Annotated in this window: 25 protein-coding genes and 2 pseudogenes; 20 read left to right on the top strand and 7 right to left on the bottom strand. The window is 61.8% G+C overall.

Going from position 1 to position 25,907, the window contains the following annotated elements; genetic code table 11:
- Window positions 1-6: 6 nt before the first annotated feature.
- The 5 genes from MNR02_RS20250 to MNR02_RS20230 all read left to right on the top strand — a co-directional run bounded on the left by MNR02_RS20250 (window position 7) and on the right by MNR02_RS20230 (window position 4,909).
- Entirely contained in the window at window positions 7-1,116 is a 1,110-nt protein-coding gene (locus MNR02_RS20250) for an iron-containing alcohol dehydrogenase (RefSeq protein ID WP_241949098.1), read from the top strand.
- A gap of 30 nt (window positions 1,117-1,146) precedes the next feature.
- A complete protein-coding gene (locus MNR02_RS20245; RefSeq protein ID WP_241602878.1) occupies window positions 1,147-1,806 on the top strand; it encodes a GntR family transcriptional regulator in 660 nt (219 codons plus the stop codon).
- A 303-nt stretch (window positions 1,807-2,109) separates the two neighbouring features.
- Complete coding sequence (locus tag MNR02_RS20240; protein WP_241949097.1) at window positions 2,110-3,087, top strand: TRAP transporter substrate-binding protein; 978 nt, start codon at window positions 2,110-2,112, stop codon at window positions 3,085-3,087.
- Window positions 3,088-3,152: 65 nt separating this feature from the next.
- Window positions 3,153-3,653: a TRAP transporter small permease gene (locus MNR02_RS20235; RefSeq protein WP_241949096.1), complete on the top strand. Its 501-nt coding sequence runs from the start codon at window positions 3,153-3,155 to the stop codon at window positions 3,651-3,653.
- On the top strand, window positions 3,650-4,909 hold the full coding sequence (locus tag MNR02_RS20230; protein WP_241602868.1) for a TRAP transporter large permease: 1,260 nt from the start codon (window positions 3,650-3,652) through the stop codon (window positions 4,907-4,909). The genes MNR02_RS20235 and MNR02_RS20230 overlap by 4 nt, the downstream gene beginning before the upstream one ends.
- A 45-nt stretch (window positions 4,910-4,954) precedes the next feature.
- Here MNR02_RS20230 and MNR02_RS20225 read toward each other — a convergent pair whose 3' ends face one another.
- From MNR02_RS20225 to MNR02_RS20205, 5 genes are all read right to left on the bottom strand, one after another.
- Entirely contained in the window at window positions 4,955-5,929 is a 975-nt protein-coding gene (locus MNR02_RS20225) for a LysR substrate-binding domain-containing protein (RefSeq protein WP_241949095.1), read from the bottom strand.
- A gap of 80 nt (window positions 5,930-6,009) precedes the next feature.
- Window positions 6,010-6,891, bottom strand: a complete 882-nt coding sequence (locus MNR02_RS20220; RefSeq protein ID WP_241949094.1) for an NAD(P)-dependent oxidoreductase — start codon at window positions 6,889-6,891, stop codon at window positions 6,010-6,012.
- 7 nt (window positions 6,892-6,898) lie between these two features.
- On the bottom strand, window positions 6,899-8,158 hold the full coding sequence (locus MNR02_RS20215; RefSeq protein ID WP_241949093.1) for a TRAP transporter large permease: 1,260 nt from the start codon (window positions 8,156-8,158) through the stop codon (window positions 6,899-6,901).
- A complete protein-coding gene (locus tag MNR02_RS20210) occupies window positions 8,155-8,721 on the bottom strand; it encodes a TRAP transporter small permease (protein ID WP_241949092.1) in 567 nt (188 codons plus the stop codon). The genes MNR02_RS20215 and MNR02_RS20210 overlap by 4 nt, the downstream gene beginning before the upstream one ends.
- Window positions 8,721-9,695, bottom strand: a complete 975-nt coding sequence (locus MNR02_RS20205) for a TRAP transporter substrate-binding protein (RefSeq protein ID WP_241949091.1) — start codon at window positions 9,693-9,695, stop codon at window positions 8,721-8,723. Before MNR02_RS20205 ends, MNR02_RS20210 begins: the two co-directional genes overlap by 1 nt.
- Window positions 9,696-9,974: 279 nt before the next feature.
- Here MNR02_RS20205 and MNR02_RS20200 point away from each other — a divergent pair, with 279 nt between their 5' ends.
- The 4 genes from MNR02_RS20200 to MNR02_RS20185 all read left to right on the top strand — a co-directional run bounded on the left by MNR02_RS20200 (window position 9,975) and on the right by MNR02_RS20185 (window position 13,591).
- Window positions 9,975-10,829: a transketolase gene (locus tag MNR02_RS20200; protein WP_241949090.1), complete on the top strand. Its 855-nt coding sequence runs from the start codon at window positions 9,975-9,977 to the stop codon at window positions 10,827-10,829.
- Window positions 10,830-10,844: 15 nt separating this feature from the next.
- The gene (locus MNR02_RS20195; protein WP_241949089.1) at window positions 10,845-11,891 is read left to right on the top strand and encodes a transketolase family protein; all 1,047 of its coding nucleotides are present in this window, start codon (window positions 10,845-10,847) and stop codon (window positions 11,889-11,891) included.
- Between the two features lie 63 nt (window positions 11,892-11,954).
- Complete coding sequence (locus MNR02_RS20190) at window positions 11,955-12,713, top strand: SDR family NAD(P)-dependent oxidoreductase (protein WP_241949088.1); 759 nt, start codon at window positions 11,955-11,957, stop codon at window positions 12,711-12,713.
- A gap of 53 nt (window positions 12,714-12,766) precedes the next feature.
- Window positions 12,767-13,591 (top strand): sugar phosphate isomerase/epimerase, encoded by an 825-nt coding sequence (locus tag MNR02_RS20185; protein ID WP_241602849.1) that lies wholly within the window; start codon window positions 12,767-12,769, stop codon window positions 13,589-13,591.
- A 94-nt stretch (window positions 13,592-13,685) separates the two neighbouring features.
- Here MNR02_RS20185 and MNR02_RS20180 read toward each other — a convergent pair.
- Both MNR02_RS20180 and MNR02_RS20175 read right to left on the bottom strand, forming a co-directional pair.
- Window positions 13,686-13,796 (bottom strand): annotated as a pseudogene (locus MNR02_RS20180) (IS5/IS1182 family transposase); the annotation flags it as partial.
- 44 nt (window positions 13,797-13,840) lie between these two features.
- Window positions 13,841-14,443: an amino acid synthesis family protein gene (locus tag MNR02_RS20175; RefSeq protein WP_241602845.1), complete on the bottom strand. Its 603-nt coding sequence runs from the start codon at window positions 14,441-14,443 to the stop codon at window positions 13,841-13,843.
- Window positions 14,444-14,607: 164 nt separating this feature from the next.
- On the opposite strand from MNR02_RS20175, the gene MNR02_RS20170 reads away from it, so the two are divergent.
- The 11 genes and pseudogenes from MNR02_RS20170 to MNR02_RS20120 all read left to right on the top strand — a co-directional run bounded on the left by MNR02_RS20170 (window position 14,608) and on the right by MNR02_RS20120 (window position 25,637).
- On the top strand, window positions 14,608-16,413 hold the full coding sequence (locus MNR02_RS20170) for a helix-turn-helix domain-containing protein (RefSeq protein ID WP_241949087.1): 1,806 nt from the start codon (window positions 14,608-14,610) through the stop codon (window positions 16,411-16,413).
- Window positions 16,414-16,533: 120 nt separating this feature from the next.
- Entirely contained in the window at window positions 16,534-17,526 is a 993-nt protein-coding gene (locus MNR02_RS20165) for a flavin reductase (RefSeq protein ID WP_241949086.1), read from the top strand.
- A gap of 1 nt (window position 17,527) precedes the next feature.
- Window positions 17,528-19,042 carry an aldehyde dehydrogenase gene (locus MNR02_RS20160; RefSeq protein WP_241949085.1) on the top strand — a complete coding sequence of 505 codons (1,515 nt, stop codon included), beginning with the start codon at window positions 17,528-17,530 and terminating at the stop codon, window positions 19,040-19,042.
- A gap of 21 nt (window positions 19,043-19,063) precedes the next feature.
- Entirely contained in the window at window positions 19,064-20,140 is a 1,077-nt protein-coding gene (locus MNR02_RS20155) for an LLM class flavin-dependent oxidoreductase (protein ID WP_241949084.1), read from the top strand.
- A gap of 2 nt (window positions 20,141-20,142) precedes the next feature.
- Window positions 20,143-20,955 carry an alpha/beta fold hydrolase gene (locus MNR02_RS20150; protein ID WP_241949083.1) on the top strand — a complete coding sequence of 271 codons (813 nt, stop codon included), beginning with the start codon at window positions 20,143-20,145 and terminating at the stop codon, window positions 20,953-20,955.
- A complete protein-coding gene (locus MNR02_RS20145; RefSeq protein WP_241949082.1) occupies window positions 20,948-21,337 on the top strand; it encodes a carboxymuconolactone decarboxylase family protein in 390 nt (129 codons plus the stop codon). Before MNR02_RS20150 ends, MNR02_RS20145 begins: the two co-directional genes overlap by 8 nt.
- A 150-nt stretch (window positions 21,338-21,487) precedes the next feature.
- Complete coding sequence (locus MNR02_RS20140; protein ID WP_241602791.1) at window positions 21,488-22,321, top strand: transporter substrate-binding domain-containing protein; 834 nt, start codon at window positions 21,488-21,490, stop codon at window positions 22,319-22,321.
- 62 nt (window positions 22,322-22,383) lie between these two features.
- Window positions 22,384-23,358 carry an amino acid ABC transporter permease gene (locus tag MNR02_RS20135; RefSeq protein WP_241949081.1) on the top strand — a complete coding sequence of 325 codons (975 nt, stop codon included), beginning with the start codon at window positions 22,384-22,386 and terminating at the stop codon, window positions 23,356-23,358.
- Window positions 23,355-24,095, top strand: a complete 741-nt coding sequence (locus tag MNR02_RS20130) for an amino acid ABC transporter ATP-binding protein (RefSeq protein ID WP_305854554.1) — start codon at window positions 23,355-23,357, stop codon at window positions 24,093-24,095. Before MNR02_RS20135 ends, MNR02_RS20130 begins: the two co-directional genes overlap by 4 nt.
- A gap of 252 nt (window positions 24,096-24,347) precedes the next feature.
- A pseudogene (locus tag MNR02_RS20125) lies at window positions 24,348-24,936 on the top strand (IS5 family transposase); the annotation flags it as partial.
- A 320-nt stretch (window positions 24,937-25,256) separates the two neighbouring features.
- Window positions 25,257-25,637: a hypothetical protein gene (locus tag MNR02_RS20120; RefSeq protein ID WP_241949080.1), complete on the top strand. Its 381-nt coding sequence runs from the start codon at window positions 25,257-25,259 to the stop codon at window positions 25,635-25,637.
- The last annotated feature ends 270 nt before the right edge of the window (window positions 25,638-25,907 follow it).

The raw sequence follows: 25,907 nt of genomic DNA, 5'->3' as shown, positions 1-25,907 counted from the left end.
ACGACTATGAAGTTCGCTGTTTGCCCACAGCTTCATGGCTACGACACCTTTTCCGCCTTCACCGAAGCCCATGCCGTCACGGAACGGGATCTGATTCTCACGCAACGCGTCCTGCATGACGCCTTCATGAAGGATACGCCGGCGCAGACCTTATTCTATGACGACTTCTGCGGCGGCGAGCCGACGGATGTTGCCGTCGACGAAATGCTGCGTGCTGTCCGAAAGCTCGGCTTCGAGCGTCTCATCGCCATCGGCGGCGGCTCGATCCTCGATTGCGCGAAGGTGCTGGCGCTGGATTCGGATGAGACCGTGGCAGGACTTTTTGCAGCCGGCGTGCAGCCGGGCCGCAAGGCGGGCCTGCTCCTGATCCCGACAACGTGCGGAACTGGCTGCGAGGTCACCTGTGTTTCTGTCTTTGACTTCCCGTCCATCGGCAGCAAGATCGGCAAGGGTTTCGACGCAGGATTTGCCGATCATGCCGTCCTGATCGACGAACTCCTGTCGAAAATCCCCTATCATGTCTTTGCGACATCATCGGCCGACGCGCTCGTGCACGCCTTGGAAATCTATCTCGCGCCGCGCGCCAGCGCCTTTACGGACATGTTCTGCATGGCGGCCATCCGCGCGATCCTGCAGGGCTACATGCGCATCGTGCAACATGGTCGCGATGTCATCCAGCAAGACGCCAAGGCATATCTGACCGCCAGCAACATGGCGGGCATCGCATTGGCAAACGTGCTCGCCGGCGGCGTTCACGCGATCGCGATGCATTTCGGCAGCGCGCATCACGTGCCGCACGGCGAGGCGACACGGCTTTTCCTCCCGCCGGTCTTCAAGATCTATTACGAGAAGGCCCCGGACGGAAAGATCGCCGATATCGCGCGCCTGATCGAGGATGTCGTGGGCGTGAGCGATGGCGACAATCCCTTCGATGCGCTCGATGCGCTTCTTGCCGCGGTGGTGCCGACACGGCGGCTTGGCGAATACGGCATGACCGCCGGTGACGCGAGCCGGTACGCCGACAAGGTGATCGAAACACAGCAGCGATTGCTGGTAAACAACTATGTTCCGTTGTCGGCGCAGGATATAGCGAGGGTATATAGCGAACTCATGTAACGAGGCCCTGCGGTGTCCAGAGGGAAGACGATGACGCGAAACTATTCCGACAAGGCGTATGAAACGCTGCGGGACAGGATCATCAATGGTGGTCTGCGTCCGTCGGCTCCCCTCGACATTCACCGCATCGCCAGTGAATTCGAAATGAGCATCACGCCGGTACGCGACGCCATCAAGCGGCTGGAAGCCGACGGGCTTGTGGAGGTCATTCCGCGCTCCGGGACTTTTGTGCGCCATTTCACGATCCAGGACCTCATTAAGGGGTACGAACTGGTCGAGGCGCTCGATGGCATGGCGGGATATCTGCTGGCCGAACGTGTCGCCGCCGGCGACGTGGATGGACAGGAACTGGAAGCGCGTCTGACGCCGCTGGTCGACAGGATGGAGGAGAATCTGGACCGCGACCAGGCGCGGATATGGGCGGAGCTGGACGGGCAATTCCACCAGATCATCTTCGACATGTCCGAAAACGCGCTGATCGCCAGCAGCTATTATTCGGTCCGCGACCAGATGAAATCGGTGCTGTCTTTTGTCAGCCCGATTTATGTCGACCGGGCGAATTCCGTCCGGGAACACCGGTTGATCATCGCGGCCATTGCTGCCGGTGACAGCGAGAAGGCACGCAAGCTTTGCCAGGATCACCGCCATCTGGTGCGCGAGATCCTCAAGAAGCTGCTGCTTCAGATGTAGAGACGGTTCGGGAGGCGTATGAGGAAGACAGTCCGGCAGCCGGAATGGCGCATCGCGCGGTGTGCCGCAGGGAGCAATGCCCGCCGGCCATTCGGCCAGACAAGCCGGTTCGGCGTCGTTCGTAGAACCACCTGATCGGCGCCCCCAAGGGGATGTCCGTTCGACCCGGCAGATCGGTTTCATGGCAGCGACACCTGTTACGCAGGTGCGCCTGGCCCGCGTTTGCCCCTGACAGGTCAGTCTTCGGGAGGGGAGCCCGAAAACACCAACTAGACAGCTCGTGACAACAAGTGGAGGATAGTCATGAAAGTTCGTAATATCGTCGCCGCTCTCGTCGTTTCATTGTGTGCCAGTTCCGCAGCTGCCCAGCAGTTCCAGATCTCGCACAGTGCCGCTGTCGGCAATCCCAAGGACACCGCGTCCTTGAAATTCGCAGAACTCGTCAAGGAGCGCACGGACGGACGCATCACCATCGACGTCGGAACCAGTTCGCAGTTTGGTGATGATGCAGAGAGCATTACCAATATTCGCTTGGGCACCATCGCGTTTTCGGCGAATGCGCAAGGTGCGACGTCGGGCGCGGTTCCTGAGATCGGGCTTTTCGGCCTGCCTTTCTTGTTTCAGAGCCTTGAGCAGGCCGAAACCGTTATGGACGGCCCAGTCGGTGAGAAGATCGCGGCGGCGGCTGAAAAGCAGGGCATCCTGGTTCTTGCGTGGTGGAACAATGGTATTCGCGAGACATCGAACTCCAGCAAGCCCATCCTGGCTCCGGGCGATCTCGCCGGTTTGAAGATCCGCACGCCGCCGGACCCGATGACCATCGACATTTTCGAAGCGCTCGGCGCGTCGCCGACCCCCATGGCCTTCTCCGAACTCTACATCGCGCTCCAGCAGAAGGTGGTCGACGGTCAGGAAAACCCGCTGATCAACATCTTCTCCTCGAAGCTCTACGAGGTTCAGCCCTATATCAGCCGCACCAACCACAAATTCGAATCCACGCCGTTCCTCGCTTCGAAAATCGTCTTCGATTCGCTCTCGCCGGAGGATCAGAACATCATTCGCAAGGCCGCCATCGAGGCGGGCGAGCTGAACCGTAAGATGGTCCGCGAGCAGAGCGAGGAACTTTATGCCAAGCTGCAGGAGGCGGGCGTGACGTTCAACGATGTGGACCCTGCACCGTTCGTTGCAGCGACGCAGCCTGTCTACGAGAAGTGGCGCGCGCAGTATCCGGAGCTCGTCGACGAGCTGGTTGCGGCGGCCAGGCAGGCGGCGGCGCAATAATGGGGCTGGCCAACTCCCCCCTCTATGATGTCAAGGCGGGTCCACCCGCCTTGCGCGTCTCAAACATGGCTGGCCTCGTCATCGACTATGCCGCCATCGCGATTTCCGTCTGCTCCATCGTCGTCATCTTCCTGGCACTGATGGCCGAGGTCCTCGTGCGCTACTTCACCTCCGCCGGCCTCGGCTGGCCCAACGAGGTACCGAACCTGCTATTCCCATGGCTTATCATGGGCGGCATCGTCATCGGCGCACAGCGCGGCAGCCATATCGCCGCCGAAGCCATCCGCAGCTATCTCAGCACCGAGCAGCTGCGCAGGCTCCTTATGCTGTTGCATGCGATGGTCGCCGTCGCGTTCTGCTATCTCGCCTGGCTTTCGCTGCAGGTCATCGCCATCACCAAGGCGCAGGTCTTCCCGATGACAGGGCTGGGACAGGCCTGGGCCTATTCGGCACTGCTCTTCGGCTTCGTCGGCATCGCGCTCGCATCGCTCGTCAACATCGTGCGGGTCGCCTTTGCGCAGGACCCGCAATCCCTGAATCAAACCGATCCGGAGCACGCGCCATGACTGCGATCATGCTCGCCGTTTTCGCGGTCCTGCTGGCGCTTTCCATGCCGGTCGGATACGCCCTCATCATCGCCTCGGGTGGCGCCATCCTGTGGCATGGTGGAACGCCCACGGTGCTGGCCGTCGTCAAGCTGTTTCAGCCGACCCAGAGCTTCCCGCTGCTGGCCATCCCCTTCTTCATCCTGTCCGGCTCGCTGATGATGTCCGGCACGCTCGGCCAGAAGCTCGTCCAGCTCGCCGCCGCCCTCGTCGGTCGCTTCCATGGCGGTATGGGCCAGGTCACCGTCGTCGGCTCCACCATTTTCGGTGGCGTCTCCGGCTCGGCCGTTGCCGAGGCCTCGGCCCTCGGTTCCATGCTCATTCCCTGGCAGAAGCGCGAGGGCTATCCGGCCGGCTTTGCCGCCGCCGTCACCGCATCTTCGGCCACGATCGCCGGCCTCATACCGCCGTCGATCCCGCTCATCCTCTATTCGACGGTTGCCAATGTCTCGATTGCGGCCCTGTTCACCGCCGGCATCCTGCCCGGCCTGATGCTCGCCGCCGGCATGATGCTGGTCTGCTATCTGTCCGGCCGTATCCGTAATTTTCCGCGGCTGACCGACCGCTCGCAGTTCCCGCCCTTCGGCAGGCTGTTCGTCTCGGCTCTGCCTGCGCTCGCCATGCCACTCTTCATCGTGCTTCTTCTGCGCGCCGGCATCGCGACGCCGACCGAGGTCAGCGTCATCGCGGTGTCGTATGCGCTGGTCGTCAGTGCCGTTGTCTACCGTGACCTGACCCTCAAGAGCATCTACGCCGCGCTGGTCGGGACCGTCGTAACGACAGGCATCGTCATGCTGGTCATCACCGCCTCCAGCCTCGTCGGCCACGTGCTGATCACGGAGCGGATCCCCACCATCGTGGCACAATGGGCGCAGCAGACGCTGGGCACGATGATCCTGATCATCCTCATGATGAACATCATTATGCTGGTGGTGGGCATGTTCCTTGACCTTCCGGCAGCGATCCTGCTGCTGGGCCCGACCTTCGTGGCCATCGGCCAGGCGATCGGCCTGGATCCAATCCAGCTCGGCATCATGATCTGCATCAACCTGTCGATCGGCCTGTTCACCCCGCCCATCGGCACCACGCTGTTCATCGGCGCGGCCATTGCACGCGTTCCCATCGGAGTCGTCGTGCGCGAACTCTGGCCGTTCTACCTCGTCGCAGCGCTTGCCCTTGGCCTCATCTCCTACGTCCCGGCCCTGACCATCTATTGAGGACGAGTGTCGGTCGGCCGCGCCCCCAGGGCGCGGCCGGAAATGCTAGCGCAGGACCGGCTCGCCGTCGTTGGCGAAGCGGATCCGGCAACCGAGACCCTTGAGAAGGCCGCGCGCCTGATGGTCGAAGCTCTGGCCCTGCTCACGGATCCAGTCGGAAAACAGCCGCACATTGCGCCTGTTGACATGGCGGGGCGGGCAGGCGATCCAGTAGGCGGGAAACTCCACGACATCGAAGGCGGCCGATAGCGGGACGAGCGTGCCGCGCTCGAGATCTTCCTGGGCAAGGGTGGCGGAATCGAGCACTACGCCCGCGCCGTCGCGGGCAAGCTGGATGGCCATGGACGACCGGTCAAAGCGCAGCGGTGCCTGCTCCAGCGGCGGGTCGATGCCATGCACCAGCAGCCAGGCGTCCCATTGATAGAGCGTCTTCACCGAATGGATCAGTCTTGCATGGGCGAGAAGACCGGCCGGATCCGCATCGTCGGCCGTCAGGCGCTCGCGATAGGCCGGGCTGCACATCGGCAGGAAGAAATCGTTGATGATGCATTCGGTATGCAGGCCGTCCCAGGCACCTGCGCCATATCGCATGTCGAGATCGATCGCCTCCGTTTCGAAGTCTGAGAAATCGGGCGTGGCATCGACGCGAATACCCCAGTCGGGATTGGCGTCGAGGAAATGCTTGAGGCGCGGCGTTAGCCAGCGGACGGCAAAGCTGGGGCTGGAGCGCACCGTCAGCTGCCGGCTGTTGCGCTGGCGCAGGACCACGGCCCGGGCGCCGCGGATCATGCGAAATGCGTTCGTCGTTGCCTGGAAAAGCGTCTCTCCGTCGAGCGTCAGGCTCAGGCGGCGGTCCTTGCGGCGAAACAGGCGTACACCCCATTGCTCCTCAAGCTGCTTGAGTTGCTGGCTGACGGCGGCGGCAGACACACCGAGTTCGGCAGCGGCTAGCGATACGCGTCCCGTGCGGGCGACGGCCTCGAAATAGGCAAGTGAATTCAGATTGGGATTGATGGCCACGCTGGTCTCCGCAGTGTATGCGGCGCCCCGGAGACAATCCGGAACGCCGCCCGCCAATGGGCTGCGGCGTGCCGTGGATGTCAAGAGATCCCGTTGAGACGCCGATAGGCGGCGATGACCTTGCTGTCATCGGCAAGACCATTGCCGTTGCCGCTTTCGGCAAGGAACATCTGGTGGGCAGCAGCGGCAAGCGGCAGCCCCATGCCGGCCGAATGCCCGGCGGACAGCGCGATGCCGAGATCCTTGACGAAGATGTCGACCGCGCTCGTTACGGGCGGGGTTTGCATCAGCATGCGCGGGCCGCGGTCCTTCAGCATCCAGCTCGAGGCCGCCGAGCCGGAGACGATCTCCAGGAGCGTGGCGACGTCGACGCCGGCCTTTTCGCCCAGCGCTAGCGCTTCCCCGGCCGCGGCGAGATGAACGCCGCAGAGAAGCTGGTTGATTGCCTTGACCACCGCACCCTGGCCAACCTTCTGGCCGCAATGGTAGAGCTTGTCGCCCATGCTGCGAAGGATCGGAGCGACCGCGTCGAAGTCCTCCTGCGGCGCACCCACCATGATGGTCAGCGTCGCGGCCTTCGCGCCGACGACACCGCCGGAGACCGGGCAGTCGACGAGGCGCTTGCCGCTTGCCCGAATCTCTGTTTCCAGTGCCGTGACCTCGTCCGGCGGGCATGTCGCCATCAGGCAGACATGCGCGCCCGTGGGAAGCGCGGCGAGCGCTCCGGCCTCGATCAGCACGGTCAGCGCCTGCGCGGCGTTGACCACCATGAGGATCAGTGCATTGGCATGCTGGCAGGCCGATGCAAGGCTTTCGGCGCGCATCCCGCCGGCCGCAGCGAGCGCGTCCATGGCTTGCGGCCGCGTATCGAAGCCATGGACGGAGTACCCGGCCTTGACCAGATTGGTGGCCATGGGCAGGCCCATGGAGCCTAGCCCGACAAATGCGATGGTCTTGGTCATGCTGTCCTCAATAAATTGTGAGTGCCGGAACGTATGACATCAATACCAGCACGATGAACGCCACCAGATAGAAAGGCCAGAGCTCCTTGACGACGGCGCCGATCGGCACGCGTGCTATGGCCGCGCTGATGAACAGCGTGGTACCGATGGGCGGAGTGAAGAGGCCGATCGACAGGTTGATGCACACCATCACGCCAAGCTGGATCGGGTCCATGCCGATGGCGTGTCCGATGGCTACGAAGGTCGGACCCAGAAGCAGGATCGCTGCAGGCAGGTCGAGGAACATGCCGACCACCAGCATGATGATGTTCATCATGAGAATGATCAGGATGGCGTTGACCAGCGTGTCCTGCGCCCACTGCGCCACGATGGTGGGAATCCGCTCGGTGATGAGAACGTGTCCGACCAAGCTCGACGCGGTGATGACCAGCATGACGATGCCGGTGGTAATCACGGTGCCCACCAGCGCTTCATGAAGGCGGGTCCAGGTCAGGTCACGGTAGACGATGACGCTGACGACCAGCGCGTAGAACACCGCGATGACGCTGACCTCGGTCGGCGTGGCAATGCCGGCGCGCAGCAGTACGACGATGAAGAACGGCATCAGCAGCGCGGGTAGGGCAGACAGGATCGATTTGCCGATGGAGCGCAGATGTGTCTGGTCGGTTAGCCTTGGAAAATTCCGGATACGGCCTGACAGATAGCAGACCACCATCATGCCGGCGGCGAGCATCAGGCCGGGCAGGACGGCAGCCGAGAACAGTGCCGCGATGGAGGCATTGGAGACGGTGGAATAGAGGATGAGCGGGATCGACGGCGGAATGAGGCCCGCGATTGTCGAGGACGAGGCTGTGACTGCGGCGGCAAAGCCGGCCGGATAGCCTTCACGCTTCTGCCACGGGATGAGCATGGAACCGAGCGCCGATGCTTCCGCTACAGCGGACCCGGAGACGCCGCCAAAGATGGTGGAACCGACGACGGTAACCTGGCCCATGCCGCCATGAAAGCGGCCGACGAGAGCGGCGGCGAATTGCACGAGCTTCTGGCCGAGCGTACCCGACATCATCAGCGAGCCGGACAGGATGAAGAAGGGAATGGCCAGCAGCGGGAAGCTCTGGGTCGGCTGAAACAGCTTGACGACGGCAAGCACCGTGGGTGTTCCGCCATGGAAGAGAATGGCCGTACCGGCGGCGATGATCAGCGCATAGCCGACAGGCACGGACAGGGTCAGAAGGACGGCGAAAATGCCAGTCATGACGGCTGTCATGTCATGTGCTCCGTTTCCGTCTGGTGGACAAGGCGCGGATCCGCTGCATAGGCCACCCGAATGAGATTGACGGCGGCCGCCAGCGCTATGCCGCCGAAACCGAAAAGAAGAGAACTGTACGCCCAGGCCTGACCAAGTCCGGTCATGGGGAAGACCTGAACCTTCGTGATCTGGATGACCTGCAGCGAAAGCCACGCGAGATAGGCGAACGAAACGGCTACGAGCATATTGATGCCCATCAGCAGAAGGCGCAGCTTTGCCGCGTCCAGCACGGAGCGCAGGGCTTCGGCCGCAATATGGGCACCGCGTTGCGCGCCCACGACGATACCGCCCGTGATGAGCCACGGGAAGAGCAGGTTGGGCACTTCGTTCGGCCAGCCGAGGCCTGCGGAGGTGAAATAGCGCACGACGACCTCCGCCATCAGCGCCAGGAAGATGACGACGATCGCTGAGACGGCGATGAGGATCGCAAGTCGGTCGAGTACGTGGCCGATCAGATTGGTGAAGCGCAAGGCGGGAGAACCCGCCTTGCCATCAGGTGCCCGAACAGGAGCTGCCGTCATCACTTGGCGGCTTCCTTGGCCGCTGCGATGAGTTCATCGACGAGTTCCGGGTACTGGGCACGCCACTTTTCGTAGACCGGCTGCGTGGCTGCGACGAACGGTGTGGGATCGACCTCATTGAACTTGATGCCAGCGGCCTCAAGCGTGGTGCGCAGTTCGTTCGACTGGTCGCGCACCATCTTTCGGTTCAACTCTCCAGCTTCCTTTGCGGCTGCGCGGACGATTTCCTGGTCTTCGGCGGACAGACCGTCAAAGACGATCTTGGAAGCCAGAAAGGGAGTCGCCTCATACTTGTGGTTTGTCATCGAGATGAAGGGCTGAACTTCATGCAATTTCGACGAGTAGATGTTGATCAGCGGGTTTTCCTGACCGTCAACCACGCCCTGCTGGAGCGCGATGTAAAGCTCGGAGAAGGCCATGGGAGTGGGTGACGCGCCGAGCGCTTCGAAAATGTCGATGGTCATCGGATCCGGCGGCGTGCGGATCTTCATGCCCTTCAGGTCATCCGGCGCCACGATCGGCTTCTTGGAATTGGATACTTCGCGAATGCCGTTGTTCCACCAGCCCAGTACGACCAGACCCTGCTTTTCGGCCGCCGCTGCGATCTTGTCGCCGACAGGACCGTCCATCACGGCTTCGGCCTGCTCGAGATTCTGGAAGAGGAACGGCAGTCCCAGTAGCGCGATCTCAGGCACAACGGCCGAGGTGGTGCCCTGTGAATTCGCCGAGAACGCAATGGTGCCGAGGCGCATGTTGGTTATGGTCTCGGCGTCGTCGCCGAACTGCGCGGCACCGCCTACATCGACCTGAAGGCGTCCGCCCGAATTTTCCTTGACGATCTCGGAGAACTTCAGCGAAGCAACATCCTTTGGATTGCCGGCGCCTGCATTGTGAGACAGCTGGAAGGTCTGGGCATTGGCCATGCTGGCGCAGAACGCAAAGGCAACGGCGGTCAATAGATGGCGAAATTTCATGTCGCTCCTCCCTAGGGCGTGGGTTGTCTACGCGAAAGGGAAGCCTCCGACACTGCGTGATCCGCGATCGTGCCGTCAGAGCGGCGGCGGCGATCAGCCAGGTCATGCAGCGGAACGTCCTCCTCGCCCGCTCCCACGAACCTCGCCTATCTTAAGGGGTGCGTCACCTAAGTGTTTCTAAACAAATTGTTCGAATAACTTAATTGAAGGTCGTTTTTTTCCGCGGCAGTAGTGTCGCTCGTTGGCGCCGTGATTGCGCCGGACGACACGGGAGGAACCATGACCATTCAGGCCACGACGGCGACGCTGTCGAACATGAGCCTTGCGCGTCGCGCTTGGGAAATCCGCCGCAAGGCCATTCGCATGGGCGAGGTGCAGGGGCAGGGCTATGTCGGGCAGGCGCTCGGTGTTGCCGACGTCCTCTCCGTTTCTTACTTCCACGCGCTCGCCTATCGTCCGGAGGAACCGGAATGGGAAGGCCGCGACCGCTTTCTGCTGTCCATCGGCCACTACGCGATCGCCCTCTATTCGGCGCTGATCGAGGCAGACATCCTGCCGGAGCAGGAACTTGAGACCTACGGGACGGATGACAGCCGCCTGCCGATGTCCGGCATGGCAGCCTATACGCCCGGCATGGAGATCACTGGTGGATCGCTCGGCCAGGGGCTGGGTATCGGCGTCGGCATGGCGCTCGGCCTCAAGGCCAAGAACAACCCGGCCTTCGTCTATAACCTCATGTCGGATGGCGAACTCGGTGAGGGATCCACCTGGGAAGCCGCCATGTCGGCGGCCCATCACAAGCTGGACAATATCGTCTGCATCGTCGATTTCAACGACCAGCAGGCCGACGGTAGGTCGACGGACATGCTGTGCTCCGAGCCGCTAGGCGCCAAGTGGGCCTCCTTTGGCTGGCATGTCCAGCGCGTGGATGGCAACGACATCGCCGCGCTCGTCGCGGCTTTCGATGCGGCCCGCCATCTCAAGGAGGCCAAACCCCGTGTCATCATCTGTGACACGATCATGTGCAAGGGCGTGCCTTTTCTCGAACAGCGCGAGATTACGCATTTCGTGCGGGTCGAGGCGGACGAGTGGCAAAAAGCGCTCGCCGTTCTCGATGCGAACCGGCCGGAATGAGGGAGGGATGACGCCATGAGCGCCACACATAAATACGACCCACACCGCAAGTGGGAAGCCCGCACGCCGCCGGAGCCCGGCGAAGGCGGACGCACCTCGGCGATGATCGCCTCGCTGGCTGCCGAGGGCTATGACACTGTTTCCGCACCCTTCGGTCATGCGCTGGTCGAGGAAGCGAAGAAGAACGACCGCATCGTCGGCCTCACCGCCGATCTTTCAAAATACACCGATCTGCATATCTTCGCCCAGGCCTTTCCCGAACGGTTCTATCAGATGGGCATGGCCGAGCAGGTAATGATCTCGGCTGCCGCCGGTATGGCACGGGAGGGCTTCATTCCCTTCGCCACCACCTATGCCGTCTTCGCCTCGCGCCGCGCCTATGATTTCATCGCCATGGCCATCGCCGAAGAGTATCTGCCGGTCAAGATCGTCTGCGCCCTGCCGGGCCTGACGACCGGCTACGGGCCCAGCCACCAGGCGACCGAAGACCTTGCGATCTTCCGCGGCCTGCCCAATCTGACGATCGTCGACCCGTGCGATGCCATCGACGTGATGGAAGCCGTTCCTGCCATTACGGCGCATGAAGGGCCAGTCTATATGCGCCTGCCGCGCGGCAAGGTGCCGTCGGTCATCCGCCAGCATTGCCCGGACTATAAGTTCGAGCTCGGCAAGGCCAAGCTTCTGCGAGACGGCAAGGACGTGCTCGTCATCGCCTCAGGCTTCATGACGATGCGCGCGCTTGATGCGGCCGTCGAACTGGAAGCGCAGGGTATATCCGCCGCCGTGCTGCATTGCCCGACGATCAAGCCCCTGGACACCGAGACGATCCTCTCGGAAGCCGGCAAAGGTGGACGCCTGGTCGTCACGGCGGAAAACCACACGAAGGTGGGCGGTCTTGGCGAGGCGGTCGCATCGATTCTGCTGACGCATGGCGTGACACCTGCCTTCCGCATGATTGGCCTGCCGGACCAGTTTCTCGATGCCGGTGCGCTTCCGACTCTGCATGATCGCTACGGCATCTCGACCGCCGCCATAATCACGCAGATCCGCGGCTGGGTCTGACCTTCATTTCAACGAATTGCGCCCCGGCAGAAGGCCGGGCGCGGCTACCCAGGGAGAAACCTCATGGCTACTGCTCTGCTTCAGGGCAAATTCGCCGTTGTCACCGGCGCGGCATCCAAGCGCGGTCTCGGCAAGGCGACGGCGAAGCTTTTTGCCGAACACGGCGCGACCGTCGCCATCCTCGACCTCGACGAGGAAGCGGCGAAGGAGGCTGCCGCCGATCTCGGTCCGCAGCATGTCGGCATGGCGTGTGACGTCACCGATCTCGAAGGAGTGAAGAAAGTCTTCGACGCGCTGGCCGCCAAATGGGGCCGGATCGATATCCTCGTTAACAATGCCGGCATCACTCAGCCGCTGAAGATCATGGACATCGCGCCGAAGAACTACGACGCGGTCCTTGATGTGAATCTGCGCGGCACGCTTTATTGCAGCCAGGCGGTCATTCCGCATATGCGTTCACGCAAGGAAGGCAAGATCGTCAACCTGTCGTCGGTTTCCGCGCAGCGCGGCGGCGGGATTTTCGGCGGTCCGCACTACTCCGCGGCCAAGGCGGGCGTGCTGGGCCTGACAAAGGCGATGGCGCGTGAACTGGCGCCGGACAATGTTCGTGTCAATGCGATCTGCCCGGGTTTCATCGCTACCGACATCACTGGCGGCATGCTGACGCCGGAAAAGTTGGAAGAGATCAAGCTTGGCATCCCGATGGGCCGCGCCGGGACGGCGGATGACGTTGCTGGCTGCGCGCTGTTCCTGGCATCCGATCTCTCGGCCTATGTCACGGGCTCAGAAGTCGATGTTAACGGCGGCTCGCTCATTCATTGATATTGCCGGCCGGCACGTTTCGATGTGCCGGCCCCGCGTCCGAGGAGGAATGCATGAAACTGGGATTGGGAAGCTACGCCTTTCGTTGGTCGATCGGGATCAAGGATCTACGGCCCGCAAAACCGATGACCGCAATGGAGGTTCTGGAAATCGCGCATCAACATGGGCTGTCGCTCGTGCAATATGCCGATAACCTCCCGCTCGACCGGCTGACCGCTGAAGACCATCTTGCCCTGAAGGCGCGCGCTGACAGCTACGACATGACGTTGGAACTCGGAACCCAGTCCTTCGATGCGGAAGAGCTCGCCCGATACATCCCCATCGGCGAGCGAATCGGTTCGAAAATCCTGCGGGTGGCGCTCGATGCCGAGGACGCCCTGATTCCGATTCCGGAGCTTGCTGCGCAAATCCGCGAGCTTCTGCCGGACGGCAAGCGCGCCGGGCTGCGCTTTGCCATCGAAAACCACTTCAACTATCCATCGCCCCGCATGGTCGCACTTCTTGATGCTGTGTCCGACGAAGCGCTTGGCGTCTGCCTTGACGTCGCCAATTCGATCTGCGCCGGCGAATGGCCGATCACCACGGTGAAGATGCTGGCGCCTTACACGATCAACCTACATCTCAAGGATTACGATATCACACCTGACCCCTATGGTGTCGGGTTCGGTATCCATGGCACGCCGTTGTCTGAAGGCAGGGCCGAAATTGAAGAAATCCTCGCTATGCTCACGCACTGCCCTGACGATATGAGTGTCATCCTTGAACATTGGTTGCCGCAGTCCGGGGATATGGAAGAAACGCGCCAGATGGAGCATGTTTGGCTTGGCCGCACCGTCGCTGCCGCCAAGCGGCTGGTGCCGGGAAACCATCACGCCTGAAGGACCTCCTAAGACGGAATGAGTTGTCGCTGTCGCGCCAGGCGGGAAGAATTGCATAGAGTGGCGTTGGTGCATAGATCAGCGATCGAGTGATCGGGGTCGCCAGATCGAGGCTCATCAGCTGTAAGGTCGAAGCCAGAAAGTCTTCGGTCTGGCGCAGTCTCAGGCCGAACACCAGTCCCGGCGCCAGATCGGAATAGCGCGGCTATGAGTGCCGTATCTCCACAAAAGGGCTCCACCCGCCGTGGTTCAATTTCGGGCAGCTGCATTGGCGGCCTCTGCTTCCATTTCTGCGATATCCTGGAACCGATCGGCAATGCGTGCGTGCGGGCGGCCGCCATCGGCGGCGGCGATGGCGATGACGATCTCGTCTGGATGGGGCGCATCGGCAATTTGGAAATTGGCGGTGAGGAAGTGGGAACGCTTGCCGTTTTCGCTCTTATGCATCATCGGCAAAGAGAGCAGCGCACCTGGCGCGTTACGGGTGTTGGCAAATTCCAGATAGTTCGTGCCGCCAATCGCCTCGCGGAAGGGATTGCCGAAGCGCAGTGTGTGGATCATTGCCGAGGCATGCTCAATCTCTCCATTCACGCCGACCGCTGCCGCCTTGCCGCAAGCCTCGATTTTTTCGGCTGGCATTTGCACCAGCAGCCGGCGGGTCATCTCCTCGCTTAAAGGCCCTGCAATGTCGATAATCTCGGGCCGCAGGTTCTCCACAAAGCCCTTGCCGGACCACGGATTTTTTATGACGGCGGCGACCACGACGAGATTGAGACAGCGCGGCGCGGCCTTGCCACCCTCGATGTGGGTTTCTTCAAGGAAGGTGCAGAACTTTCTTATGCTGAGCGCCATGTTTTTTCCGCCGTTTGTTGAACGTTGCACAAACTTAGTATTTAGCAGCTCACGATCTTCCTATCATTCGGAGGAAATGGGGCCGTGGTTCTCCTCTGAAAAGTAGTAGCATTCGTGGATTTCGCGCCGCATTATCGCGGGGCTGAGAGGGAGTGTGGGGCAGGTTGGACAACAAATCACGGATACTTTCGCTTCGCGACGTTGCAAGCCAAATCAACAGTGGCGGCGATCTGACGACCGTGCTGCGACATTTGATTGCGGCTGCCTGCCGACACGCGAATTGGGCGCTCGGCTCAATTATGGGCATCGACGCCGCGCATGGCTATGCGCATGTCATCGTGCGGCATGACCCCACGCTTATCCAACGCGACCTGCCGGATCGCTGGGAACTGGCAACCAGCCCATCGCTTATCGCGCTCCAGCGCAACGAGCCGGTTTATCTGCGGGATGCGCGCGAAAGTGCCGAGTTTCCAGGCTACCGCAAGGAAGCCTTCGAGCGGGATTACCGCACCGTGCTGGTTATGCCGATGAATTGCGCCGACGCCGAGGGGCGGCCAATGGTGCTGAGCGTCATCGCCCGGGCGGTGACGGAGGTAACGGAAGACGATCTCGCCTTTCTCGGAACCATTATCCATCTCGGCGCGATTGCGGTGGAAAAGGAACACCGTCTCGCAGCGGAAAAGCGCGCCTCAGTGCGACTGGACCGGGCGCTCTCAGCTCATACCTCACTGCTGGAACATGTGCTAAGCGACGGCTCTGTCTCCTCACTTGCCGTCATGGTCGACAGGCTCCTGCCCAACCCCCTGGTCGTCGTCGATTTTACTGTCAATCAGGTGATCGCTGGGCGCTCGCCACTGATAGCGGTCTTCGACGATGCGGCTTGGCAAGACGCGGCCCAGACAGTCTTTGGTCGCACCATCATCAAGGCGGCCCGCGACGCCGTCGAGCGTGGCGCCTTGGAAACGGCGCCAATCCTGCTGGACGATGGCACGCGGCGGCAGCGGGTTTTAGCGCGAACTGAGGCTCTAACGGTGGACCGGCAACTGGTCGGTGCGCTAGTCATCTTCCCCGGTGCTGTCGCCCAGGGCGAACTGGACCAACTTATGCTCGACAGCGCCAAGTTTGCGCTGAGCGTGCAGATGATGCGTTCCTTCCTGCGCTTCCGTTTCGAGACGCGCACGCAAAGCGAGCTGTTTTTCGAAGTCGTCGAGCGGCGCTGGCGCGATGCTGCGGATGTCACCCAGCGCGCCACGCGCCTCGGGCTCGATTTTTCCACGCCCCAGCAGATGATCGTCGTCGATTTTCCGGAGAAGGCAAAGGCCTTCGGCGGCGCTTCCGTCGATGTCGAGCACACCCTGTCGCGCATCATGCGGCAAGCGTCGCTGGAGGCGAGCCTCGTCGCCATTGATGGCGGTGTCGTCTGCCTCGTACGGCATGAGGCAGGGCGAAAGCAGGAGCGCACCACGAAACTCATGCGCCGCATGGCCGATGAACTGGGACGCTATTTCGACGAGGCGCCGGTCATCGTTGCCGGAGACCGCTGCGCCGGGCTGGAAGACTACCCCGCCGCTTGGGAACGGTGCAGCCGGATGATCCGCATCGGCCGGTCGTTCGGTCTGACGGGTGCGCTCTCCACGCAGGATTTCGGTCCGCTGCCCATGCTGGTTTCCGCCGCCGATGTGGGCGACGTGCGCAGCTTCGTCCGCGAAAGCATCGGTGCCATTGCCGAGCACGACCGCGAAAACGGCACGCCCTATCTGGAAACTCTGTCGGCCTATCTCGAAGAAGGCTGCCGCAGCCAGGCCTGCGCCGACCGCCTCGGCCTGCATGTGACGACGTTGCGCTACCGGCTCTCACGCATCCAGGAGCTCTTCGGCATCGATGTTGAAACAGCGGAAAGACGCTTTTCCGTCGAGCTCGCCCTGCGTCTCTACGGCGTCATCGAGAACCACGCCTTCAGCGACCGCTGACGCCTTCGGGCTCTCCTTCGAAACGCAGGAGAACTCTTTGCCACTCTCCTCCGCCTAGGAGGAAGAAGCCGCCCGCCGGCGGCGGTAGCTTCCCCTCAATGAACCGGACAGGAGGTCGGGATGGTGGAGCAAGCGGCAGCACAGGATGCACCGATCGACCCGATCGCGTTGCGCCGGGCCTTCGGCACATTCGTCACCGGCGTGACGGTCATCACCACGCTCGAAGCGGACGGAACGCCGCGCGGCATGACCGCGAATTCCTTCACATCCGTGTCGCTCGATCCGCCGCTCTTGCTCGTCTGCGTCGCCAAGTCGGCGTCCAGCTATGCGGTGTTCAAGGCGGCGGACTGTTTTGCGGTCAACATCCTGCATGAGGGGCAGGTCGAGGTATCGGCGACCTTCGCCTCGAAGGCGCAGGACAAGTTCCAGTCGGTCAACCACGACCGGGTGCACACCGGCGCACCTGTTCTCACCGACAGCCTGACCTGGTTCGATTGCAGCCTTTACAGCGCGGTGGACGCCGGCGACCACGCCATCCTGATCGGCCAGGTGCGCGCCTTCGGCACCAGCCCGACCGCGCCGCTCGGCTTCTGCCGGGGCCGTTATGCCAGCGTGAAGGACCCGCTGCCGACCGGCTGGCTCGCCTCGCACGGCATGATCATCGGCTATCTCATCGAGGCGGGCGACAGCCTGCTGCTGCGCTCGGATGGCAAAGGCGGCTGGGTGTTGCCGTCGGCGCGCCGGCGCAAGGCGGACAGCCAGCTGGTGCTCGACGGCGGCGATGCGCTGCGTCTCGTGCCGGAGGAAACCTTCCTCTATTCCGTCTTCGATGTCGCCGACAGCGATCCCGGTTATCTCGTCTACCGGGCGCGCCTGGCGGGCGAGGGCGCCGCGGGCAATCTCCCCGCCGACCTCCGCTTCTTCCCAATCGACGATCTGCCCTACGATACGATCGCGACCCATGAACTGCGCTCGATGCTGCGGCGCTATGGGCGCGAGCGGCTGGCGGGCCGCTTCGGCATCTACATGGATTCCGACGACGGCGGCCGTGTCGCGATGATCGACGGCGAAGCTCGCACCTGGCTTCAGGCCTCCCAAGACCAAGGACAATGACATGAAGACGACAGCCAGCTCAATCGAGGGCTCCCGCCAGCTGCTGTTCATCGACGGCCGGTTCGTGGCCCCGAAGAACGGCAACTACATCCCGAGCTACGATCCGACGACGGGCGCGCCCTGGTATGAATTTGCCGAGGCAGATGCGGACGATGTCGAGGCGGCCGTCACGGCTGCCAATGCCGCCTTCCGCAATCCCGAATGGCGGCGCATGACGCAGACCGATCGCGGTGCGCTGGTGCGCCGTCTCGCCGAACTCGTGCGGGCCAATGCCGATACGCTCGCCGACATCGAGACGCGCGACAACGGCAAGCTTCTCAAGGAAACCCGGGCGCAGATGCGCGCCATGCCGGACAGCTACCACTACTTCGCCGGCATGGCCGACAAGTTGCAGGGCGACACGATCCCGATCAACCGGCTCGACACGCTGAACATCAACCTGCGCGAGCCGCTCGGCGTCATCGGCATGATCACGCCATGGAACTCCCCGCTGATGCTGCTGACCGGCACGCTGGCGCCCTGCCTTGCGATCGGCAACACCATCGTCATCAAGCCTTCGGAACATGCGACGGCCTCCACGCTGGCGCTCGCCGAACTCATCCACGAGGCGGGTTTCCCGGCCGGCGTCGTCAACGTCGTGACGGGCACCGGCAAGAGCGCCGGCGAGGCGCTGACGCGCCATCCGGGCGTCGCGAAATACGTTTTTACCGGCAGCACCGCCACCGGTCGCCGCATCGCCGGCAACGCCGCGCAAAACCTCGTGCCGTGCTCGATGGAGCTCGGCGGCAAGTCGCCCCATGTCGTCTTCGGCGACGTCGATATCGAGCACGCGGTGAACGGCGTCGTCTCCGGCGTCTTCGCCGCGGCTGGCCAGACCTGCGTGGCCGGTTCGCGCTGTTTCGTCGAGGCGAGCGTCTACGACAGGTTCATCGACGCCCTCGTCGCCCGCACACAGCGTATCCGCGTCGGCCTTCCGACCGGCGATGACACCGATATCGGCCCCCTGGCGCTCGCCGACCAGCTTTCCAAGGTCGAATCCTACGTCGCCTCGGGTGTGAAGGAGGGCGCGAAGGTGGCTGCCGGCGGCCGGCGGCCGCAGAAGGATGGGCTTGCGCCCGGCGGCTGGTATTTCGAGCCGACCGTGATGGTCGATGCGCAAAACGACATGACCTTCATGCGCGACGAGCTTTTCGGCCCAGTTGTCGGCGTCATGCCGTTCCGCGACGAGGGGGAGATGATCCGGCTTGCCAACGATACGCGCTACGGCCTCGCCTCCGGCATCTGGACGAAGGACATCGACCGGGCGCTGCGTTTCGCCAACGAGATCGAGGCGGGCACCGTCTGGGTCAACACCTATCGCTCCGCCTCCTTCATGTCCGCCAATGGCGGTTTTAAGGAAAGTGGCTACGGCCGGCGCGGTGGCTTCGAGGTGATGCACGAGTTCTCGCGGCTGAAGAACGTGATCATCGACTATTCCGGCGCGATGCAGGACCCCTTCGTCATCCGCCTCAAGTAACAAGCATCGAAAGGCAGAACCATGAAGTTCGCAGTCTCGCTCACGATGGAACGCTTCTCGCCGGATGTGCCGATGGCGACCGCGAAGAACAACCTGCTGACGCTGGCCCGCATGGCCGACGAGGGCGGCTTCGAGATGCTCTGGACCGCCGAGCATCACACAATCGAATGCACGATCTCTCCCAATCCGTTTCAGACGCTCGTCTGGCTCGCGCAGCACACCGAGCAACTGCGGCTCGGCACCTCGACGCTAGTGGCACCCTACTGGGACCCGATCCGGCTTGCCGGCGAATCGGCGCTTTGCGACCACCTGACGAACGGCCGGCTGGAATTCGGCATCGCGCGCGGCTCCTACCAGTACGAGTTCGACCGGATGGCGGGCGGCATGCCGCAGCAGGAAGGCGTCGCGTATATGAAGGAGATCGTGCCGGCGGTGAGGAAACTCTGGGCCGGCGATTACGCCCATGATGGGCATTATTGGAAATTCCCTCTGGCCACCTCCGTGCCGAAACCCTTGCAGCAGCCGCATCCGCGCATCTGGGTCGCCGCGCGCGATCCCGGCACCTTCGACTGGGCGATTGCGAACGGAGCGAGTATCCTGTCAACGCCGCTTTCGGCACCCGCCGCCGAAATCCAGGTGCTCTCCGACAAGTTCCACAAGGCCGTGGCCGACCATCCGGAGGTGCCGCGCCCGCGTTTCATGATGCAGCGGCGCACCTGCGTCTACGACCGGCCGGACGGCTGGGAAAAGGCCGTACAGCACAGCATGGATTATGGCCGCGCTTTCGAGAACCTCATGCAGAATGCCGGCACCGTGCAGAACGGTTTCCCTGAGGCCGTGCCTTATGATGCAGTAAAGGGCAAGGAGAACTACAATCCTGAGAGCATCCGCAAGAACCTCATGTTCGGCACGCCGGAAGAAGTGATCGAGAAGCTGCTCGTCTTCGAAGCGGCAGGTGTCGACCAATATTGCCTCGGCCTCACCTTTAACCTGCCCTTCGAATTGCAGAAGCGCACGATCGAGCTTTTCGTAAAAGAGGTCATGCCGTTCTTTGCTGCGCGCGAGAACGACCGGAAGCGGGCGGCTGCGGGGGGCTGATCATGGCGGAGGCACGAGAGCATACGGTCGGCGAGGTTACACTCAACTATCGCATTGATGGCAATGGCGGTGAGCCGCTCGTCTGCATTCACGGCGTCGGCTCCTATCTGGAGGCCTGGTCGGGCGCGGTGGAGCGGTTGAGGGACCGTTTCACGATCCTCACCTTTGACCTGCGGGGCCATGGCCGGTCGAGCCGCGTCAAGGGCCGCTACGAGATCGACGACTTCGTGGCCGAGACACTGGCGCTTGCCGACAGGGCCGGATTTTCGACCTTCAATCTCGCGGGGTTTTCGCTGGGCGGCCTGATCGCACAACGCCTCGCGCTCACACATCTGCCGCGCCTGCGCCGGCTCGTGCTACTGTCCACGGTTGCGGGCCGCACGCCTGAAGAGCGGGAACGGGTCCTCGGCCGCCTCGCGGCGCTTCAGGCCGGAACGCCGGCGGATCACCACACGGCATCCCTCTCGCGCTGGCTGACGGAAGCGTTTCAGGAGGAACATCCCGACGTGATCGCCTGGTTGCGGGCACGCGACGCGGAAAACGATCCGGACTGCTACGCGGCCGCCTATCGGGTGCTGGCCGAGACGGATTTCGGCGGCTTCCTCGACCAGATCCGCTGCCCGACCCTGATTGCCACCGGCGAGGACGATGTCGGCTCCAACCCGCGCATGGCCCGCTACATGCACGACCGCATCCCGGGATCGCAACTCGCCCTCTTTTCGGGCCTGCGTCATTCCATCCTCATCGAGGCGCCGGATGTCGTGGCCGAAACCATCGACAATTTCGTATCCAAGACGGAGGCGGCCCATGGATGAGACTTTGCGGAAAGACGGGGAGGCCGTCCGGCGGCGCGTGCTCGGCGACGACTATGTCGACCGCGCCAGGGCAGGCGCGGACGCCTTCTCCGCACCCTTGCAGGACCTGCTCAACGAATATTGCTGGGGCGTGGGCTGGACGGACGATGGCCTCGACCTCAAGCAGCGCAGCCTTCTGAACCTCGGCATGCTTGCCGCCAGCAACCGCATGCATGAATTCGGCATCCATTTCCGCGGCGCCATCCGCAATGGCCTGACGGACAGGGAATTGCAGGCGGCCCTTCTCCAGATCGCGATCTATTGCGGCGTACCGGCGGGCGTTGAGGCGTTCCGGGTGGCCCGCGCCATCCGCGCGGAAGTGGGCGGGGAGGGCACGACTTGATTTCCGTCATTTCGATGAAGCCAGGGGCCGCGCGCTGCTTGGGAACGCCGGAAGACGGGAAGGGGCGATAAGCCTCAAGATTGTTACCATCGGCAGGGAGAGGAACCCGCGCCGTCAACAGAAACGACAATGGTCAGAGGGAACAAACACATGACGAAGACATCGACACTCGCGGCGCTCGTCGCCTCTCTCTCGCTTTCGCTCGCCGCCGTGCCGGCTCAGGCCGGCGCCGTTCTCGACCGGGTGCTCGCCGCCAAAACCCTGAAGGTCGCGACCGATGCCAACTGGGCACCGCAATCCTTCGTCAACGACAAGAACGAGATGGACGGTTTCGACATTGACGTTGCCAAGGAGATCGGCAAGCGCCTCGGCGTCTCCGTCGAATTTGTGACGCCTGGCTGGGACATTATCACGGCCGGCAAGTGGCAGGGCCGCTGGGACATGCATGTTGGCTCGATGACGCCGACCAAGGCACGCGCCGAAATCTTCGATTTCCCGGCGGTCTATTACTACACGCCCGCCGCCGTCGCCGTGCACAAGGACAGCAAGGCGGAAAAGCTCTCCGATCTCGAAGGCAAGGTCGTCGGCGTGACGGCAACCTCGACCTTTGAGGCCTATGCCAATCAGGACCTTACGCTGGACGCCGCCGGCGCACCGCCTTTCACCTATGAATTCAAAGCGGGTGAGGTGAAATCTTACGCCAACTCCACCACCGCCTTTGACGATCTGCGTCTGGGCGATGGAACGCGCCTTGACGCCGTCGTCTCGACGCTGCCGAGCATTCTCGATGCGGAAAAGGCCGGTTATCCGATCAAGCAGCTCGGCAAGCCGGTCTTCTTCGAGCCTCTTGCCGTTGCTGTCGAACATGGTGACAAGGAGCTGAGCGAGAAGATCGCGGAGGCTGTGGATGCGATCCGTGCCGATGGCACGCTGAGCAAGCTGTCGGTCAAGTGGTACGGTGTCGATTACACGGTCACGCAGTAAAAGAGCCATCCGTTCGCGCGCGCCCGCAATGCCGGGCCGCGCCTTACATTCAGGGAGCGGAGATGCTGTATCCGGATACCGTCGAGTCCGAAGTGCTCGTTCACAAGCCGTGGTTCGTTGGGGTGATGTTTGCGGCGATCTTCGCCCTTTTCCTTGCCTTCGATCTCTCGGGAACGTTGTTGGGCGAGCTGATGCGCCCAGTGATCGGCGAGCCCCTAGAAAGCGGCATCTACGGCCGCTTCGCCATCGCCTTCGTGATCGCAGCGTTGTTCTGCCTGAACGTCGTCCTGATCGGCTTCGCCTCGCTTAGGGTGCAGATCACGATCGTCTGGCTTGAACTCCTGCTGCTGTTCCTCGCCTTCTTCAAGACGTTCAATCTCAGCCTGCCGTTCATGGCCGAGAAATTGCCCTTCCTCGTCACGCAGGGGCTTTTCACGACGATCTACGTCTCGGCGATCTCCATCGTCATCGCGTCCGCCATCGCTATTCTCGGCGCGGTGGCGAAGCTTTCGACGAACGGGTTCGCCTATGCGATCGCAAGTTTTTACACCTCGTTCTTCCGCGGCCTACCACTCCTGATGCAGGTCTACCTCATCTATCTCGGCCTGCCGCAGCTCGGCTTCGTCATCGATGCGGTGCCGGCCGGCATCCTCGCGCTGTCGCTCTGCTACGGTGCCTATATGACGGAAATCTTTCGCTCCGGCATCCAAAGCATCGACCGCGGTCAATGGGAGGCCTCGCGCTCGATCGGCTTCGGCTTCGGTATCACCATGCGCAAGATCATCCTGCCGCAGGCGCTGCCCGTCATCATCCCGCCCACCGGCAACCAGTTCATCTCGATGCTGAAAGATAGTTCGCTCGTCTCGGTCATCGGCGTGTGGGAACTGATGTTCCTGGCGCGCACGCTTGGCCAGAAGTCGTTCCAGCATATGGAAATGCTGATCTCCGCCGCGATGCTCTACTGGGTCGTCTCGATCTGCCTCGAACTCATCCAGTCACGCATTGAGCGTCATTATGCGAGGAGCAAAATCCGATGAGCGAAAAGATCATCGACGTCCGCAACGTCTCAAAATGGTATGGCTCTTTCCGAGTGCTCACCGATGTGAACCTTACCGTCGAGAAAGGCGAGCGCATCGTCATCTGCGGCCCTTCCGGCTCGGGGAAGTCGACGCTGATCCGCTGCTTCAACCGGCTGGAGGCGCATCAGGAGGGCGACATCGTAGTCAACGGCATCCCGCTGCACGATAAGATGCGCAATGTCGCCGAGGTGCGCAAAAACGTTGGAATGGTCTTCCAGCACTTCAACCTCTTCCCGCACATGACCGTTCTGATGAATTGCATGGTCGGGCCGATGTGGATCAAGGGAGTTTCACAGGCCGAAGCCCGGAAGACGGCGTTGCAATTCCTGGAACGCGTGCGCATTCCTGAACAGGCGGACAAATTTCCTGTTCAACTCTCCGGCGGACAGCAGCAGCGCGTGGCTATCGCTCGTTCGCTCTGCATGCAGCCGGCCGTTATGCTGTTCGACGAGCCGACATCCGCCCTCGATCCAGAAATGGTGTCGGAAGTGCTTGACACGATGACCAGCCTGGCACGCGACGGCATGACCATGGTCTGCGTTACCCACGAAATGGCATTCGCGCGCGCGGTGGCCGACCGAGTGATCTTCATGAATGCAGGCCAGATCGTCGAGCAGGGCAAGCCCGACGACTTCTTTTCAAACCCTCAACATGAGCGCACAAAACTCTTCCTTAGCCAGATCCTAAAGCATTAAAAGATTGTATTCATATACTGAGGCCGCGCTCCGTACCGGCCTGACATCGCCGCGTTGGCCAACCAGGAAAGGTTTTGCGGGAAGCTCGTCCAGAATGCGCTCCAGCGCCGCCGCATCCGGCACGGGCTGGAGACGAATACCCGACTTGCGGGGTGCGCCAATTGACAATGCGCCCGCCGTATCCCGTCCGATATGGCCAAGCAGGCCAACGATGTCCTGGGTAGACACCTTCAGCCGGTGGCCGATTTCGGCGCGGTGACGCTTTATAATCGCTGGAAAAGCTGGGGCGACAAGGGCATCTTTATCCGGATGATAGAGGGCCTGGCTGTGCCTGACGCTGCAGAGCACAAGACCATCATGATCGATGCGATCTATCTCAAGGCCCACCGCACGGCTTCCAGCCTGCGGGCAAAATGGGGTACGGACCGCTTGATTGGACGCACGAAAGGCTGCATGAACACCGAGCTTCATGTCGTAACGTATGCGAGCGTTCGCCCGATCGGTTTCTTCATAACGGCCGGCAGGTCAGCGATTACCCCGGTGCTGCCGCCTTGCTTGATGAGCTTCTTAAGATCAAAAGGCGGCTGGCCGACCGTTGCTATGATGCCGGCTGGTATGGTGACCCTTTGCTGACGAAGGGCATCACTCCCTGCATTCCGGGTCGGAAATCCCGCAGAAAGACCATCAAATACGACAAATGCCTCAATTGACGGTGCAACCAGATCGAGACCATGTCGGGCGGCTCAAAGCCTGGCTGCGTGTTGCTACGCGCTACGACAGGTGCTCAACGGCCTTCCTCTCCGCCATCGCTCTCGCTGCAACCGTCATCTTCTGGCTATGAGCAACGAAGCCTGAGCCTGACATTGTAAAGGGGTCGCCTCATGCGGGCAGGCCACTACCTTACGAGCATTTACTGATGCTGGTCATTCCAGAACCTTCATCCTGCACCGGTGGGAAGATCATGACATGAACAACATGATACTGTTCGAGGACGCCTCCCGACCATCGACCCCAGCGCGTTCATCGCACCGACTGCAGCGGTCATTGGCGACGCTAAAATCAGTATTGGGTGTTGCTCGGTAACACGAATATTATTCGCGTTGGAGCACGCAGCATATCCAGGACGGGACAGTCGTCCACGTAGCCCGTGGAACGCTTCCAGTGATCATCGGTGATGACTTTACTGTCGGGCATGCATGCATCATTTATGCTTGCACGTTGCGCGATTATGCCGTTGTCAGCATGGGCGCTATCATATTGGATGGCGCCGTGATTGAAGAAGAAGGCATACTCGGTGCCAACGGGTTATGGCCGCCCGGAAAGCGTATCGGACCGCGCGAATTGTGGCTGGGAAATCCGGCGCGTCTCGTGCGGGTGATGACACCGGACGAAGTGCTGCAATGGATGCACAATCCGGATCACTATGTCGAGTTGGGCAAGCGTCACCGCGCCGCGCTGGTGCAACAGCTCGCAGTCCGGCAAGGCCGGTTTCGAAAAAGCCTTGTTCCAATCCCTATGCCAGGGTGGTGCAACGGAGCTTGAAAGCCGGCCAGTGGAGGAGTTCTGCGCCGAAAGTTAAGCTGTCGCCACACGCAATTTTCGGTGTGATTATGCCATAGGTGGAAGTCTGCGCGTCTCAAATCAGACTTTTCAGCCGCAGCTTAAAGATTGAATGCCGCAGCCCTTGGTGTCGTCGAAAATGCCAAAAGGTTCGTCTCCGGATCTAAGTTGGCCGGAATGAAAAATATTTTGTCCAAATATCGACATGCTCGCGATCATCAACCCGATTAGAAGACTAAATGGTCAGGTTAA

This window comes from Shinella sp. H4-D48 (assembly GCF_022637395.1).
In the GTDB taxonomy this organism is placed as follows: Bacteria; Pseudomonadota; Alphaproteobacteria; order Rhizobiales; family Rhizobiaceae; genus Shinella; species Shinella sedimenti.
Note: the sequence above shows the minus strand (reverse complement) of the source record. Positions and strands in the feature narration are given on the sequence as shown.

Bases quoted from the DNA above. Each gene is read 5' to 3' on its own strand.
- MNR02_RS20165 (WP_241949086.1), top strand. From the start codon at position 16,534: ATGGTGGAGCAAGCGGCAGCACAGGATGCACCGATCGACCCGATCGCG.
- MNR02_RS20160 (WP_241949085.1), top strand. From the start codon at position 17,528: ATGAAGACGACAGCCAGCTCAATCGAGGGCTCCCGCCAGCTGCTGTTC.
- MNR02_RS20230 (WP_241602868.1), top strand. From the start codon at position 3,650: ATGACTGCGATCATGCTCGCCGTTTTCGCGGTCCTGCTGGCGCTTTCC.
- MNR02_RS20155 (WP_241949084.1), top strand. From the start codon at position 19,064: ATGAAGTTCGCAGTCTCGCTCACGATGGAACGCTTCTCGCCGGATGTG.
- MNR02_RS20200 (WP_241949090.1), top strand. From the start codon at position 9,975: ATGACCATTCAGGCCACGACGGCGACGCTGTCGAACATGAGCCTTGCG.
- MNR02_RS20150 (WP_241949083.1), top strand. From the start codon at position 20,143: ATGGCGGAGGCACGAGAGCATACGGTCGGCGAGGTTACACTCAACTAT.
- MNR02_RS20185 (WP_241602849.1), top strand. From the start codon at position 12,767: ATGAAACTGGGATTGGGAAGCTACGCCTTTCGTTGGTCGATCGGGATC.
- MNR02_RS20140 (WP_241602791.1), top strand. From the start codon at position 21,488: ATGACGAAGACATCGACACTCGCGGCGCTCGTCGCCTCTCTCTCGCTT.
- MNR02_RS20190 (WP_241949088.1), top strand. From the start codon at position 11,955: ATGGCTACTGCTCTGCTTCAGGGCAAATTCGCCGTTGTCACCGGCGCG.
- MNR02_RS20205 (WP_241949091.1), bottom strand. From the start codon at position 9,695: ATGAAATTTCGCCATCTATTGACCGCCGTTGCCTTTGCGTTCTGCGCC.
- MNR02_RS20130 (WP_305854554.1), top strand. From the start codon at position 23,355: ATGAGCGAAAAGATCATCGACGTCCGCAACGTCTCAAAATGGTATGGC.
- MNR02_RS20175 (WP_241602845.1), bottom strand. From the start codon at position 14,443: ATGGCGCTCAGCATAAGAAAGTTCTGCACCTTCCTTGAAGAAACCCAC.
- MNR02_RS20135 (WP_241949081.1), top strand. From the start codon at position 22,384: ATGCTGTATCCGGATACCGTCGAGTCCGAAGTGCTCGTTCACAAGCCG.
- MNR02_RS20195 (WP_241949089.1), top strand. From the start codon at position 10,845: ATGAGCGCCACACATAAATACGACCCACACCGCAAGTGGGAAGCCCGC.
- MNR02_RS20215 (WP_241949093.1), bottom strand. From the start codon at position 8,158: ATGACAGCCGTCATGACTGGCATTTTCGCCGTCCTTCTGACCCTGTCC.
- MNR02_RS20245 (WP_241602878.1), top strand. From the start codon at position 1,147: ATGACGCGAAACTATTCCGACAAGGCGTATGAAACGCTGCGGGACAGG.
- MNR02_RS20250 (WP_241949098.1), top strand. From the start codon at position 7: ATGAAGTTCGCTGTTTGCCCACAGCTTCATGGCTACGACACCTTTTCC.
- MNR02_RS20235 (WP_241949096.1), top strand. From the start codon at position 3,153: ATGGCTGGCCTCGTCATCGACTATGCCGCCATCGCGATTTCCGTCTGC.
- MNR02_RS20240 (WP_241949097.1), top strand. From the start codon at position 2,110: ATGAAAGTTCGTAATATCGTCGCCGCTCTCGTCGTTTCATTGTGTGCC.
- MNR02_RS20145 (WP_241949082.1), top strand. From the start codon at position 20,948: ATGGATGAGACTTTGCGGAAAGACGGGGAGGCCGTCCGGCGGCGCGTG.
- MNR02_RS20210 (WP_241949092.1), bottom strand. From the start codon at position 8,721: ATGACGGCAGCTCCTGTTCGGGCACCTGATGGCAAGGCGGGTTCTCCC.
- MNR02_RS20220 (WP_241949094.1), bottom strand. From the start codon at position 6,891: ATGACCAAGACCATCGCATTTGTCGGGCTAGGCTCCATGGGCCTGCCC.